This is a genomic window from Hephaestia mangrovi (genome assembly GCF_019880555.1).
Classification (GTDB): domain Bacteria; phylum Pseudomonadota; class Alphaproteobacteria; order Sphingomonadales; family Sphingomonadaceae; genus Sphingomonas; species Sphingomonas mangrovi.
Map to the genome: position 1 here is coordinate 111,489 of NZ_JAINVU010000005.1, position 14,966 is coordinate 126,454.

Genomic DNA, 14,966 nt, shown 5'->3' on the forward strand with positions numbered 1-14,966 from the left:
GGAAGCTTGCTGAATGCCCGCAGAAACTGTCGATCCATACCGAGTGATCTTCACGCGGGAATTGGACCCGATAACTTTTCCCGAGCCGTCGACAATCGTGATTTCGCCCAACGACAATCGGGAAACCGATGACGGTTACCGGATCCGCGTCGATATCGTGATCACGCCTCCCGTCAGCACCGACCTGGAGCCAAATTTTCGAGCAGGCGCTTTTCTCGGGTTCCACGGCAAGACCCGGCGGCACGGTGATGTCCGAGATCTACTCGACGCGATGGATGAGGCTGCAGGCGACACGATCACGGCCGATGACATGCCTGATTACTTCACGATCCTTCCCGACATGCAGGCATATCGGAAAATCATATCGGCGCTTGGGCCGCACGAGGGATCGCGTGCCCTTCGTGCAATGAAAGATATGGTAGAGGCAGGCGCCGGCGCCACCGGCGGATGGTTACGCGAGGCGAAGGGCCGCAAGGTCTTTTCCCGAGGCTTCCTGCGGCAATCCGAAACCTATTTCGCCTGGAAGAATGCCGAGACGATTCTCGACGGTGAGGAATTCGAGGAAACTGGCGCCCTATCCGAAGAGCTCCACATCCAGTTTCATCTGAAAGGTCGACCGAACCCTCATGATTTGCGGTTCAGTTTCAAACAGCACGAACCGGTTCTCCCGAAGCGCTTCGCGATCGTCATCGGTAAGAACGGTGTTGGAAAAAGTCAGGTCCTTAGCCGGATTGCGCGGTCGGCTCTTCGCAGCACCGGCGAGTTGACCGACGGCGATGGGGGCAGGCCCCAGCTGAACAGGCTGCTCGCATTTTATCCGACGCAATCGGGCTCATCTGTCTTTCCTGCACATCGCAGAGGTGAGCGCGTCTGGTATCGCCGAATGTCGCTGACGCACGCTGGCATAGGACGTGGTCGACAGACGGCGTCCGACTTGATCGTGCAGCTTGCGCGGACTGACGAGAGGATCGCGGGCATCCCCAGGATCGAGTTATTCCTCGGCGCCATTCGCGCGATCGACATTTACGATGAACTGGTGCTCGGTTTTGGCCGATCAGGCCGTGACGGGATTCGCCTCTCGGAGCTGGGAAATTTGCGCGGTGAAGAGCTGCTCGATGTCTTCTCGTTGATCGATGAGCGTGAGGAGCCCAAGCGGTTAACTGGTGACGAGGCGTTCCCGTTGAGCAGTGGCGAGCTGGCCTTCGTGCGCTTCGCCGCCATGGCAAGTCTCTACATCGAAAACAGCTCGCTGCTGCTGTTCGACGAGCCTGAGACGCACCTCCATCCAAACTTCATCAGCCAGTTTGTGGCGCTCCTCGACAGCCTGTTGAAGCAGACCGGGTCCGCCGCAATCATTGCGACACACTCGGCATATTTCGTTCGCGAGGCGTTTGAAGATCAGGTCCGCGTCCTGCGTTCGGACAAGGATCGATGGATAAGCACCGAGATTCCCCGCCTGCGAACGTTCGGCGCGGACGTTGGATCGATCTCATACTTCGTCTTCGGCGAGGACGAACCATCCCGGCTTGCTCAGCAGGTCGAGGAAAGGATTGCCTCGACCAAGCTGCCGTGGCGCCAGATTTTCGCGGAATATAAGGACGAACTTTCACTGGACCTCCTGGGAGAAATTCGAGCGAAGGTGGAGGAAGAGAATTGAAGCGCCTGGACCGCCCGGTTTTCTTCAATGACGACGCGGCAATTATTGCCCTCTCAAACAATGAGCTGGTCAACAGCTACCCTCTGCTTCGCGACAACCTCGCCGCGGTGCGGGCCGGATATCAGCAATATGCCGCGATGAATGGCGATGTGTCGCAGATCCAGAATGTTCCAATCCCGCCGGAACTCGCAGCGCTTCTAAAGGCCCATTACGCCAGCCCGAACCAGGACATCGAATTCATCGACAAGCTTCGCCTGGACGGTGAAGTGAAGACCTGCCCAATGTGCGGCTCGGCCGGTGGTGGCACGCTTGACCACTTCATGCCGAAGGCCGACTATCCTTGCTTTTCGATCTTTGGAATGAATCTGGTCCCGGCTTGCAAGTGCAACCTGCTACGGACCGATGTGCTCAGCTTGCCCGCACACCCTGGGGCTAGGCTTCTTCATCCGTATTATGACGACATCCTCAGGGAGCGCCTGCTTCGGGCTCGCTTTCGTGATCTTGGGCCCGTCCCGAAGGTCACCCTGCATGGAACGTTGGATGCGGCGCATCCTTTCCGCAATGCAGTGGAGTTCCATCTGACACAGGTTGTTCGACGAACGAGGGTGAAAGAGTGGATCGCCGGGGAGTGGAGCAAGCTTGTCCTGAAGCCAAGCCTCGTCATACGTGCACTGAAAACAAATCCCGGTAGCCGCGCCGAACTGGTAGATTTGCTGGAGGAGGAGCGGCAAGAGGTCGATGAATCCACCGGTAGCAAGAACAGCTGGGGTTCGATGCTGGTTACCGGCCTCCTCGAAGACAGCGTGGTCGACTGGTTGTTCGCCGCACTCTGGGGCCCCGGCCGCGCGCAAAATGGGCCCTTGGTGAACCTTTGATTGCAAGCCCGTTCCTGCTTGGACGCCTGGCAAGCAAACGCCGAATGTCGGCTCTTAACAGGACCTGCCGTTCGACATGGTCATCGGCACCGGCAGGTTTGTCCCAGTTCCTGCCGCAAGATCTGTTTATAGTCAGGGCGAGAGTCGGCCCGTTATGATCTATGGCAGGCGCTCTTGAGAATTTTCGGGGCGGAGCGTTATGTTCTGAAGCGAGGCCGGCACCCCTGGAAAACGGAACTCGAACCGTCACTGCGTTCGTCACTTCGGGCCACTGACTGGGCCACCAGAAAAGTCGAATGTCGATTAAAAAACGGATTCAATTAGATATTTTCGAGAATTGAGTCCTCTTCTGGGCACCATTTGCTTTATCCAAACAGCCAATTTCGTGCCCGAGGCGCGAAGCGCTCCTCGGATTTAGGGTCAGCGACGGTCGGGGTTCAGTGCCAATAGCGGCGCGCGTCGAGGACACGATCGAGAGCGCGCTTGGTCGATTTCAGCAGCCGCGTATCGTTTGTTCCCGTCCGGGCATCGCGGCTCGCACCGCCCGCCAGATCGGCGACGATCGTTCGGTGAACCGCTCGGTCGTTGAGCGCGCCCAGCTTGTCCTGGAGACTGTCAACGGCGTTGCCGAACTGATCGATGCGGCGGTGATGGCCGAATGGTGCGAAGGTCGCCGCGAAGAAATCATTGGCGTAATGGAGGCGCTTCGCAGCCTTGCGCACGCGATGTCGGCGGGCCGGGCTCAGGCCGACGAAGCCCTTGCTGCGCCGCGCCAGCTTGCGAAATTCCTGCGCCAATGCCCGCCCGGCGAAGGCGACGATCGGCTCGGCCCCGGCGCGCGATGTCGGGAGGTCGCTGGCCAGCCACCCGGCGATGTCGACGAAAAGTGCACGCGTCTCTTCCGTCCGCAGGCGTGCTTCCACCGCGTCATAGGCAGCGTCGCGCCGCCGCAATAATGCCGCTTCCCATTCGGTGCAGTCGTCACGGCCGAGCACCACGTCGAGATCACGCGCGTCGCCGAGCGTTCGTGCCAGCGATTGCAACGCGGCATCGAAGGCTCGCGCGCGATCGTCGAGCAGCACGTCGAACAATGCCAGCGCCGAACGCAGGCGCCGTAATGCGACGCGGGCCTGGTGCACCGCCTCGGGTTCGCGCCGCTCCAGAAGAATGGATTCGTTGAGGCGATAGTGCCGCAGGCACGCGATCATTATCGTCACGAACGCCTGCCGCGAGGTCATGTCGATGCCGAGCGCGAGCGGCTCGGCCTTGAACGCGGATTGGGCCGCACCCAGCAGGCGAAAGCCGCGCTCGGCCTTGCTCGACACACCCAGGCGCAACGGTACGGCCTCGGCAAGGCGCCGGACCAGCGCGAAGGCCGCGTCCGGACCGGCGTGCTTCAACTCGCATTCGAGCTCAGCGAAGCGCGCTTCCCGGTCGGCCGCGACGATGGTCGCTTGGTCGATCGCCAGCTCGATGCCGCCATGGTGCACTGCGGCCCAGCGATGCCGCAGCACGCGGATCTCGAATGCCGGCGCCAATGCCGACAGCAGGCGGCGATCGAGCGTGATGCCCGTCACCCGCGGGTCGATTACGGGCCGGAGCGCCGCGACGCATTTTTCCCATTCGGCGCGATCGAACAAGCCGGCGCCATCGGGCCATGTCTTGACCGTCTGGACCAGGCATCCCTCGGTTTCGCGAATTCGCAGCGTAAGGCCGGCGCGGCGCAGCAGGCCGTCCGGCGTATCGAAATAGATCGCCCGCTGCTCGATGCGATCCGGCGACAGCGCGCCCGCGAGCGACGCTTCGAGCATCGCGGCGTCGATCGGCGTGAGATCGAGCTTGATCTCCAGTTCGCGCGGCACCTGGCGGCTCGCCGCTTGCGCATTGTTCATGGCCCATCCTGCATCATTGCGACGCGGCTCCACATGACGGCGTGAGGCAGCGACAGAAGCCTGCGGCCGCTTGGCGATGCGCCATCCTACCACAGGATGCCGGTGTCGCCGCGCTGACGGAATCAGGGCTAGCCCGGAGTGCCGGCCGATCGGCAGTGCGGCTGGCATGCGCCGCGTTCGCCGGGCGCCGGATGCGTCAGCCGCGTAGCCGGTATCCGATGCCCGGCTCGTTGCGAATGATCGAGCCGCCCGCCAGATCCTCACCCAGCTTTCGGCGCACGCCGCGAACAGCAACGCGCAGATATTCGACGTCGTTTTCATGGCCAGGCCCCCAGACTTCGCGGAGCAGCTGACTGTGGGTGACGACCTTGCCCGGATGCCGGGCAAGCTCGGCGAGAAAGGCATATTCCTTCGGCGTCAGATGAACCTCTTCGCCGCGATTGAGCACCGTGCGGGCGTCGAGATCGATTTCGATCGCGCCAATCGTGAGCATCGCGGCATCGGTGCTGAGCGCGAGGCGATGGCGCAGGGCAGTGCGCACGCGCGCCAGCACCTCTTCGGTGTCGAACGGCTTGGTCACGTAATCGTCGGCGCCGAGATCGAGAGCGGCAACCTTCTGTTCGGTCGCGTCGCGTGCCGACACGACGATCAACGCGACACCCGCCGCCTTGAGTAAGGGAACGAGCTCGAGCCCGTCGCGATCAGGCAGACCCAGATCGAGCAGCACCGCCTCGGGCTTGTCGATCTGCACCGCGTTGAGCGCCTCTCGCGCGGTGCCCGCCTCGACGATGCGGTAATCGCCGCGCGCCAGCGCGGCACCGAGCAGCTTGCGAATCGCCGGCTCGTCGTCGACCAGCAACAGCTTCGGCCTCGTGGTCATGCGGCCATGTCTCCGGCACGGATGCGATCGGACGGGAAGTGGATCGTGAAGCGCGCGCCCTTGCCGTCCTCGCGATTGGCGGCCGACACGGTGAGGCCCATCGCCTCGGCAAAACCCTTGACGATGGCCAGACCCAGTCCTGTTCCTCCCTTGCGGTCAGAGCCTTCGATCCGCGTGAAGGTTTCGAAGACGCGCGCCAGGTCGTCGCCCGGCAGGCCCGGGCCTTCGTCGACGATGTGCAGCGACAGGGCATCGTGCCGGCGGTGTGCAACGATTTCGATCGCGCCCTCCGGCAAGCCGTATTTGGCCGCGTTCTCGATCAGGTTGATCAGGCAGTGGTGAAACAGCTGCGGATCGACGATTACGAACGGCAAGTCGGGGGGAATCCGGATATGCAGCTTATGGCCGGGCAGGATCCGCCGCAGATCGTGCACGGCAGCGCCAACCGCATCGACCAAATCGACCGGTTCGAGCGACTGATCAAGCGCGCCGGCCTCGATCCGCACCATGTCCAGCAGGTTGGCAACGAAACGATTGAGCCTCTCTGCCTCGGTGCGGGCGGCCGCAAGCTGCTCGGCCTGGACGTCCGACGCCGGGGCGATCTCGCCGAGCGTGCCGAGGATCGTTGTCAACGGCGTGCGCAGGTCGTGGCTGACCGACGAAAGCAGCGCCGCGCGCAGACGGTCGCGTTCCTTGAGCTGGGTAACGCTCGTCATCTCGGCCTCGAGTTCGATTCGCTCGAGCGCCAACGCGGCCTGGTCGAGCAGGCTGAGCAGCAACGGCAGCTGATCCGATCGGATCGCCCCGGCATCGGGGCGCGCCAACCCCATGACCGCGCGCGCGTGACCGCCGGCGGACAGCGGATGGAACAGCCATTCCGATGCGGTCAGCGTCTCGGAGCTGCGGCCGGCGGGGCGGTTGTTCTCATAAGCCCAGCGCGCAGCGGCCTGCTCGATCGCGGCCAGCCGGTCTTCCGGGGGCACCGCCGCGATTACTTCCAGCTCGCCATTTTCGGGGAACAACAGCACCGCGTGCGCATCGAGCAGCCGGCCGATCTCGGCGCACAAGAGCTGACCAAGCTCGTCGCGCTTGCTGATCGCGGTCAGTTGCCGGGCGAAGCCGGCGAGCGCGCTGTTCTGCGCTGCGCTCTCCTGCGCCAGCAGCGCCTGATCCCGCACCCTCGCGGCGAGCTGGCTGCTCGTCACCGCGACGCCAAGCAGCACCAGCACCGTCAGAATATTCTGGGGATCCTGAATGGTGAAGGTATGGGTCGGTGGAATGAAGAAGAAATTATAGGCAAGCGAGGAGACCAGTCCGGTGATGACGCCCAGCCGCATACCGTAGCGGGTCGCGACGATCATCACCGGCAACAGGAACAGCAGCCCGACATTGGTGATGTTGCCTGCCGAGAACAGCGCGGTGCCAATCAGCGTGACGAACGCGGTCAGCGCCAGCGCGACGGCATAGTCGCGCGGGCGTCCCCAGCCGCCGTGCAGGCGCGACGGCCGGGTCCGGCGGCGGGGGTTGTCGGACAAAGGCAATACATGGACGGCGACGCCGGGCGTTTCGCGCACGACGCGGTCGACAACCGAACCATGGCGCAGCTCGAATAGCCGCGACCGGGTCGACTTGCCGACGATCAGTTGGGTCGCGCGCGCCTCGACGGCAAAGCGCTTCAAGCCGTCGATCACGGTTTCCGCCGGCACCGATGCGACCTGCCCGCCAAGCTGGCTGGCAAGATGCAGTGTCGCCGCGATGCTGGCGTTCTCCGCATCGCCGAAGCGGCGTCCGCGTGGGGTTTCGATATGCACCGCGGTCCATGGCGCGCCCAGCGCGTCGGCCAGCCGCTTGGCGGCGCGGACCAGCGTGGCGGCGCCCTCCAGCTCGCTGACCGCGACGACGATCCGTTCACCGCCTGCCCAGGTGCCGGCGAGCGCATGCGCGCGCAGATAATCCAGCATCTGTGTGTCGACGGTCTGCGCCGCGCGGCGCAGCGCCAGCTCGCGCAGCGCTGAGAGGTTGGATTTGGAGAAGAAGTTGCCGAGCGCCCGGCTCGCTTCGTGGGGCACGTAAACCTTGCCATCACGCAGTCGCTGGATCAGCTCGTCGGGCGGAATGTCGACCACCTCGATATCAGCATGTTCGAGCACGCGATCAGGCAAGGTTTCGCGTACGCGAACCTTGGTGAAGGACGCGACGATATCGTTGAGGCTTTCGAGATGCTGGATGTTGACGGTCGAGAACACGTCGATTCCCGCCGCGAGCAATTCCTCGACATCCTGGTAGCGCTTGTCGTGGCGGCTGCCGGGGGCATTGCTATGGGCCAGCTCGTCAACCAGCACGAGCTGCGGTCGGCGGGCGAGCACTGCGTCGAGATCCATTTCCTCGAGCAAATGGCCCTGATGGTCGATCGTGCGCCGCGGGATGACCGGCAAGCCGCGGGTCAGCGCCTCGGTTTCGGCGCGGCCATGGGTCTCGACAACGCCGATTACCACATCGGTGCCGGCATCATGTCGCGCCGCCGCCTGCTTGAGCATCTCATAGGTCTTACCGACGCCCGGCGCGGCGCCGAGAAACAGCTTCAACCGACCGCGGCCCTCCTGCGCGGCGGCGCGCAGCAGGGCCTCTGGATCGGGGCGGGGGTCGGGAGCGGCGTCGGTCACCCGGCCGCTTTTGCGCCCGCCGATGCCATCCTGTCGAGCGCGCGATTAAGCAACAGCACGTTGACGCGCGGTTCACCGATGACGCCGAGCAAAGGCTGGCGGACATTATCCGCGACCAACTGGCGCACGCTCGCTTCGGGCAGGCCGCGTGCCTTGGCGACGCGCGCGGTCTGGAGAAAAGCCGCCTCGGGGCTGATGTCGGGGTCGAGCCCCGAGGCGGAGGCGGTCACCAGATCGGCGGGGACGGTCCCTTCCGGTGATTTGGGCAGCGCGGCGAGATCGGTGCGGACGCGGTCGGCAAGCACCTTGCTGGTCGGGCCAAGGTTTGAACCCGACGACGCGGTGGCGTCATAGCCCGTTCCAGCGGCGGAAGGGCGGCTATGGAAATAGCGCGCCGAATCGAATTGCTGGCCGATCAGCGACGAGCCGACAACGTGGCCCTGGTCGCGGATCAGGCTGCCGTTCGCCTGAACGGGAAAGACGAGCTGGCCAATGCCGGTCAGCAGCGCCGGATAGGCGAGGCCGAGCAGCGCCGCGAACAGCAACGTCATGACGATCGCGGGGCGCAGCGCGGCAGTGAGTTCCTTGGACATCGGACGAGTTCCTCAGGCGAGGTGGAGAGCGGATACGGCGAGGTCGATCGCCTTGATACCGATGAACGGCGCGACAAGGCCGCCGAGGCCGTAGATCGATAGATTGCGCGCGAGCAGCTGCCCCGCGCCCATCGGCTTGTAGCGCACACCCTTCAAAGCGAGCGGGACCAGGCACGGGATCACCAGTGCGTTGAAGATGATCGCCGACAGGATGGCGGAGCGTGGAGAAGCGAGCCCCATGATATTGAGAACGCCGAGCCCCGGATAGAGCGTCACGAACATCGCCGGGATGATCGCGAAATACTTTGCGACATCGTTGGCAACCGAGAAGGTGGTGAGCGCGCCGCGCGTCATCAGCAATTGCTTGCCGAGGCCAACGACCTCGATCAGCTTGGTCGGGTCGCTGTCGAGATCGACCATGTTGCCCGCCTCGCGCGCGGCCTGCGTGCCGGTGTTCATGGCGACGCCGACATCGGCCTGGGCGAGCGCGGGGGCGTCGTTGGTGCCGTCGCCGCACATCGCGACCAGCTTGCCGCCCTGCTGTTCGCTGCGGATCAGCGCCAGCTTGTCCTCGGGCGTCGCTTCGGCGAGGAAATCGTCGACGCCGGCCTCGGCGGCGATCGACGCGGCGGTGAGCGGATTGTCGCCGGTGATCATCACGGTGCGGATGCCCATCCGGCGCAATTCCGCGAAGCGTTCGCGCACGCCGGCTTTTATGACGTCCTTCAAGGCGATCACGCCGAGCAGCTTGCCGTCCTTCGCCACCGCCAGCGGGGTCATGCCAGCACGCGCGATCTCGTCCGTGATGCGGCGCAACTCGGTCGCCGCGGCGGTCTCGGCGGCGGTGGGGTTGGCGCGCAGCACCGCGTCGACCGCGCCTTTCTGGATCAACGCCTCCTCCAGTCGGACGCCGGAGATACGGGTCTGTGCGGTGAACGGGATGATCTCGGCGCCCTCAGGCAGGGCCCGAGTCTCGATCGCATGATCGCGCTGCGCCAGCACGACGATCGAGCGACCTTCGGGGGTTTCGTCGGCGAGGCTGGCGAGCAGCGCCGCCTCGGCGAGATCGTCCAGCCCGACGCCCCGCAGGGGGCGGAATTCGCTGGCGTGGCGGTCGCCGATGGTGATCGTGCCGGTCTTGTCGAGCAGCAGCACGTCGACATCGCCCGCCGCCTCCACTGCGCGGCCCGACTTGGCAAGCACATTGAAGCGCACCAGCCGGTCCATGCCGGCGATGCCGATCGCCGACAGGAGCGCGGCGATCGTCGTCGGGATCAGCGTGATCAGCAGCGCGGCCAGCTCGCTTACCGGGATCGAGCCGTGCGCATAGGCCGCGAAGCTAGGGATCGTTGCCACGGCGATCAGGAAGATAATGGTCAGCCCGACGAGCAGGATGGTCAGCGCGATCTCGTTGGGCGTCTTCTGCCGCTCGGCACCCTCGACCAGCGCGATCATGCGATCGAGGAAGCCCTGGCCCGGCTCCTGCGTGACGCGAACCTTGATCGCATCGGAAATGACGCGCGTGCCCGCGGTCACTGCCGAACGGTCGCCGCCCGCCTCGCGGATCACGGGCGCGCTTTCGCCGGTGATCGCGGCTTCGTTGACGCTGGCCACGCCCTCGACCACCTCGCCGTCGGCGGGGATCAGGTCGCCGGTCTCGACCAATACGACCTGGCCGCGCTGCAATTTGGCGGCAGGGACGATCTCGCACCCGGCGTCCTTTGGCAGGACCAGCTTGGCGGTGAGGTCACCCTTGGCGGCGCGCAGCGAGCTCGCCTGCGCACGCCCGCGCCCCTCGGCGAGCGCTTCGGCGAAGGTGCCGAACAGCACCGTCAGCCACAGCCAGATGACGAGCTGGACCTGGAACCCCACCGACAGCCCTTCGCCGCCAAGCGCGAGCAGGATGGTCAGCAGCAGCGCGACCACGGCGGTGACGAACAGCACCGGGTTGCGGATCAGCTCGCGAGGATCGAGCTTGCGGAACGATTGCTCGATCGCCGGGCCGACAAGCTCGGCCGAAAAGATCGAGGTGGAGGTGGTGGACATGGATGTGCCCTTCAGAAGGTCTGGCCGTGGATCATCGCGAGATGATCGGCGATCGGCCCGAGCGCGAGGCTGGGAAGGAAGGTGAGGCCGCCAAAGATCAGGATGATTCCGATCAGCAGGCCGACCCACAGCAGGCCGGTGGTGGGGAACGAGCCGGCGGTCTCCGGCGTGTATTTCTTGGCGGCGAGGCTGCCGGCAATCGCCAGGATCGGCACGATCATGAAGAACCGCCCGATCCACATCGCGGCGCCGAGCAGGCCATTGTAGAACGGCGTGCCGGCGCTGAGGCCAGCGAAGGCGGAGCCATTGTTGCCGGTCGCCGAGCTGAACGCGTAGAGGATCTCCGAAAAGCCGTGCGGCCCCTTGTTGAGCGGGCCGGCAAGCCCGGCGGGCAGCACCGCCGCCAGCGCCGAGAAGCCGAGGATGCACAAGGGCAGCACCGCGATCGCCAGCACCGCGAGCTTCACTTCGCGGCTCTCGATCTTCTTGCCGACATATTCGGGCGTGCGGCCGACCATCAAGCCGGCGACGAACACGGCGAGGATCGCAAACAGCAGGAAGCCGTAGATACCAGCGCCGACGCCGCCGATGACGATCTCGCCCAGCTGGATGTTGAACAGCGGGATCATGCCGCCCAGCGCGGTAAAACTGTCGTGCATCGCGTTGACCGCGCCGCATGACGCCGCCGTCGTCACCACCGAGAACAGCGCGGAGGCAGCGATGCCGAAACGCACCTCCTTGCCCTCCATATTGCCGCCGGGGACGCCGAGGTGATGAAGGATCGGGTTACCCGCGGCCTCCTGCCAATAAGTGACGGCGATGCCGGCGATCAGCAGTGTCATCATCGCCGCGAGGATCGCCCAGCCTTGCTTGGTGTTGCCGACCGCCTTGGCGAAGCACCAGGTCAACCCCGATCCGATCGCCAGGATCGACACGATCTCGACGAAATCGGTGAGCGCGGTCGGGTTCTCGAACGGGTGGGCGGAGTTGGCGTTGAAGAAACCGCCGCCGTTGGTGCCCAGCATCTTGATCGCTTCCTGGCCGGCGACGGGGCCCAGCGCGATTGTTTGCTTTGCCCCTTCCAGTGTCATCGCATCGATACTGGCGGCGAAAGTCTGCGGCACGCCGCTGGCGATCAGGAACAGCGCGTAGATCAGGCAGATCGGCAGCAGCAGGTAGAGCGTGATGCGCGTGACATCGGCCCAGAAATTACCAATCGACCCCGCCTTCTGCCTGGCAAATCCGCGGAACAGCGCGAAGGCGATAGCGATACCCGTTGCCGCCGACAGGAAATTGTGCAGCGTCAGCGCAAGCATCTGGCTGAGGTTGCTCATCGCCGCCTCGCCCGAATACCATTGCCAGTTGGTATTGGTGGTGAAGCTGATCGCGGTGTTGAACGCGCCGTCGGAACCTACGCCGGGCAGATGGCGGGGGTTGAGCGGCAGCACGTCCTGCAGCCGCAGCACGGCATAAGTGAACAGCAGCGCGGCGAGCTGGAACAGCAGCATGTGCAGCGCATAAGCGCGCCAGCCCTGTTCCTTGTTCGGGTCGATCCCGGCGAGCCGGTAAAAGCCGCGCTCGACCGGGCCGAGCATGGCGTGAAGCGGGGTCCGCCGCCCTTCATACAGCGCGAACAGCCATGCGCCGACCGGCCTGGCGAGGCCGATCACGATGGCGGCGAACAGGGCGATCATCGCCCATCCCTGGATGGTCATAGGCTTATCCTCAGAACCGCTCGGGCCGGATCAGCACGGCGACGAGGTAGATGATCAGCGCGAGCACGGTTAGCCCGGCGAGCCACAGGTGGAGGGTCATGGGCGTCTCCTCAGGCGCGGTCGCACAGCCGGACATAGGCCAGGGTAAGCAGGAACAGCCCGGCGAGCGCGCCGAGCCACAGCAAGTCGGTCATCGTCCCGTCCTCGACGCAGTGGGTTTGAAACGCGCGTGGCGGCCGGGCACCACGACCAGCCGGAACAGCCCCTGCCCCTCGCCGAGCAGCGCCCAGCCGCATGCCCAGCTGATGACGGCGCCGGCGCCTGTCGCGAACTCACCGAGCGTCACGGGGTGCGCCGGCGGCCGCTGCACCATGCGATACAGCCACCACGCCGCCAGTGCGCACAGCCCGAGCAGCACGCAGCCCAGCCCGCGGATCGCAAGGTCAGCCGCCAGCCAGCGCTCCGCCGATTGCAGCCGCTGTACAATGTCGATGTCGCGGGTCGTCATCGAACATGATGTGCGACCGATCCGGATTAAGATTCCACGGGGAAGTTGGCGATCCGTGTAAAGATTCCATAAAGGTCATGGCGACAAAGCGATCGCGCGCCTAGGGCGCAACAATGGAACACGCGCCCGCGCATGACGGCCATCGGGAGTCGCTCCCCGCGCTCGCGATCGGCGCCGTGGGCGTGGTGTTCGGCGATATCGGCACCTCACCGCTCTACGCGCTCAAGGAAAGCTTCATCGGCCCGCACCCGCTGGCGGTCGATCAGGCGCACATCTTCGGTGTGCTGTCGCTTGTGTTTTGGACGATGACACTTATCGTCACGATCAAATACGTCTTCATCATCCTGCGCGCCGACAACAAGGGCGAAGGCGGCAGCCTGGCGCTGCTCGCGCTGATTACCCGCAAGCTCTCCGACCCGCGCTGGACCACAACAATCGTGATGATGGGGGTGATCGCCACCGCGCTGTTCTATGGCGACGCGATCATCACGCCGGCCATCTCGGTGTTGTCGGCGGTCGAAGGGCTCGCGGTGGTCGAGCCCGCGCTGACCTCGCTGGTTGTGCCGATCGCGATCGCCATCCTTGTCTTCCTATTCGCGATCCAGTCGAACGGCACAGCGGCGGTCGGCAAGCTGTTCGGGCCGGTGATGCTGGTCTATTTTCTGGTGCTCGCGGTGCTCGGCCTGATGGGGATCGCCCAGGCGCCACGGATCCTGTGGGCGCTCAATCCTTGGTATGCGATCAATTTCTTTCTGCTCGATCCCGGTCTCGCGTTTCTCGCATTGGGTTCGGTGGTGCTGGCGGTGACCGGGGCGGAAGCGCTCTACGCCGATATGGGGCATTTCGGGCGCAAGGCGATCATGATCGCGTGGCTCTATGTCGCGTTTCCGTGTCTGTTGATCAATTATCTCGGACAATCGGCGCTGTTGCTGGTCGACCCGACATCGGTGCAGAATCCCTTCTTCCTGATGGCGCCGCACTGGGCGCGGCTGCCGCTTGTCATCTTGGCGACGCTGGCGACGATCATCGCCAGCCAGGCGGTGATCTCCGGCGCCTATTCGATCTCGCAACAGGCGGTGCAACTCGGCTATCTGCCGCGACTGCGCATCCTCCACACCAGCGCCAAGGCGGCCGGGCAGATCTACGTTCCGCTGGTCAATTGGGGGCTGTTGGTGCTGGTCGTGCTGCTCGTGCTCGGCTTCCAGAGCTCGAGCAACCTTGCCGCCGCTTACGGCATCGCCGTGACCGGCACGATGGTCATCACCGCGTGCATGCTTGGCGTGCTGACGTTCAAAATCTGGCGGTGGCCGCCCGCCGCCGCGGCGCTGGTGACCGGCGGCTTCCTGATCGTCGATGGCGCCTATTTCGCGTCGAACGTCACCAAGATTCCCGACGGCGGCTGGTTCCCACTACTCGTCGCCGGCATCACCTTCACCATACTCACCACCTGGGCTACCGGCCGCGCGCTGATGCGGCGGCGGCTGCACGACGGCGCGATGCCGGTCGAGGTCTTTGTCCGCTCGGCGGTCAATTCGGTTGCGCGCGTGTCGGGCACCGCCGTTTTCCTGTCGTCGAGCGCCAGCGATATCCCGCCGGCGCTACTTCACAACCTGAAGCACAATCATGTTCTGCACGCGCGCGTCGTGCTGCTGACGGTCGCTATAGAGCCGGTGCCGCATGTGCCGGCGGCAAATCGCGTTGCGCTCACCGACCTGACCGAAGGCTTTTACCGCATCGTGCTCAGCTACGGCTTCATGGACGAGCCCGACCTGCCTGCCGAACTATCGCGAATCGCGATCGATCCGCCGTTCACCCCGCTCGACACCAGCTACTTTCTGTCGCGCCAGACGCTGGTCGCGGCCGGTCGCCCGGGCATGGCACTGTGGCGAGAGAAGCTGTTCGCATGGATGGTTCGCAACGCCGAAAGCGCAATGGCGTTCTTCAAGCTGCCGACAAATCGCGTCGTCGAACTCGGCAGTCAGCTCGAAATCTGACGATCGTCGCGGCGCCGCACCGGAACTTTACGGAAAAGCACGCTGGCTGCTGATCTGATGAAATGGTGCCCAGGGACGGGATCGAACCGCCGACACTGCGATTTTCAGTCGCATGCTCTACCAACTGAGCTACCTGGGCACTT

The 14,966-nt window shown here is 64.6% G+C and carries 11 protein-coding genes and 1 tRNA gene; 3 read left to right on the plus strand and 9 right to left on the minus strand.

From position 1 onward, the window contains the following. Nucleotides 1-13: 13 nt before the first annotated feature. Both K7G81_RS12510 and K7G81_RS12515 read left to right on the plus strand, forming a co-directional pair. On the plus strand, nucleotides 14-1,657 hold the full coding sequence (locus K7G81_RS12510) for an AAA family ATPase (protein WP_223031145.1): 1,644 nt from the start codon (nucleotides 14-16) through the stop codon (nucleotides 1,655-1,657). Further along, the gene (locus K7G81_RS12515; RefSeq protein ID WP_223031146.1) at nucleotides 1,654-2,532 is read left to right on the plus strand and encodes a hypothetical protein; all 879 of its coding nucleotides are present in this window, start codon (nucleotides 1,654-1,656) and stop codon (nucleotides 2,530-2,532) included. Before K7G81_RS12510 ends, K7G81_RS12515 begins: the two co-directional genes overlap by 4 nt. Before the next feature lie 437 nt (nucleotides 2,533-2,969). Here the strand turns inward: K7G81_RS12515 and K7G81_RS12520 are convergent, their stop codons facing one another. From K7G81_RS12520 to K7G81_RS12555, 8 genes are all read right to left on the minus strand, one after another. Continuing rightward, nucleotides 2,970-4,424, minus strand: coding sequence for a CYTH and CHAD domain-containing protein (locus K7G81_RS12520; protein WP_223031147.1), 1,455 nt, complete (start codon nucleotides 4,422-4,424; stop codon nucleotides 2,970-2,972). 196 nt (nucleotides 4,425-4,620) lie between these two features. Next, nucleotides 4,621-5,304, minus strand: a complete 684-nt coding sequence (locus K7G81_RS12525) for a response regulator transcription factor (protein ID WP_223031148.1) — start codon at nucleotides 5,302-5,304, stop codon at nucleotides 4,621-4,623. Then, nucleotides 5,301-7,967 (minus strand): DUF4118 domain-containing protein, encoded by a 2,667-nt coding sequence (locus K7G81_RS12530; protein WP_223031149.1) that lies wholly within the window; start codon nucleotides 7,965-7,967, stop codon nucleotides 5,301-5,303. The genes K7G81_RS12525 and K7G81_RS12530 overlap by 4 nt, the downstream gene beginning before the upstream one ends. After that, nucleotides 7,964-8,560: a potassium-transporting ATPase subunit KdpC gene (kdpC, locus tag K7G81_RS12535; RefSeq protein ID WP_223031150.1), complete on the minus strand. Its 597-nt coding sequence runs from the start codon at nucleotides 8,558-8,560 to the stop codon at nucleotides 7,964-7,966. The genes K7G81_RS12530 and kdpC overlap by 4 nt, the downstream gene beginning before the upstream one ends. Before the next feature lie 12 nt (nucleotides 8,561-8,572). Further along, nucleotides 8,573-10,606 (minus strand): potassium-transporting ATPase subunit KdpB, encoded by a 2,034-nt coding sequence (gene kdpB / locus K7G81_RS12540; protein WP_223031151.1) that lies wholly within the window; start codon nucleotides 10,604-10,606, stop codon nucleotides 8,573-8,575. A gap of 11 nt (nucleotides 10,607-10,617) precedes the next feature. After that, nucleotides 10,618-12,321, minus strand: coding sequence for a potassium-transporting ATPase subunit KdpA (kdpA, locus tag K7G81_RS12545; RefSeq protein WP_223031152.1), 1,704 nt, complete (start codon nucleotides 12,319-12,321; stop codon nucleotides 10,618-10,620). A 10-nt stretch (nucleotides 12,322-12,331) separates the two neighbouring features. Continuing rightward, nucleotides 12,332-12,421, minus strand: a complete 90-nt coding sequence (gene kdpF / locus K7G81_RS12550) for a K(+)-transporting ATPase subunit F (RefSeq protein WP_223031153.1) — start codon at nucleotides 12,419-12,421, stop codon at nucleotides 12,332-12,334. A 90-nt stretch (nucleotides 12,422-12,511) separates the two neighbouring features. Then, a complete protein-coding gene (locus K7G81_RS12555; RefSeq protein WP_223031154.1) occupies nucleotides 12,512-12,829 on the minus strand; it encodes a hypothetical protein in 318 nt (105 codons plus the stop codon). 113 nt (nucleotides 12,830-12,942) lie between these two features. Between K7G81_RS12555 and K7G81_RS12560 the strand changes: the two genes are divergently transcribed. Further along, nucleotides 12,943-14,823, plus strand: a complete 1,881-nt coding sequence (locus K7G81_RS12560; protein WP_223031155.1) for a potassium transporter Kup — start codon at nucleotides 12,943-12,945, stop codon at nucleotides 14,821-14,823. Between the two features lie 63 nt (nucleotides 14,824-14,886). Here K7G81_RS12560 and K7G81_RS12565 read toward each other — a convergent pair. Continuing rightward, nucleotides 14,887-14,962, minus strand: a tRNA-Phe gene (locus tag K7G81_RS12565). Nucleotides 14,963-14,966: the final 4 nt, after the last annotated feature.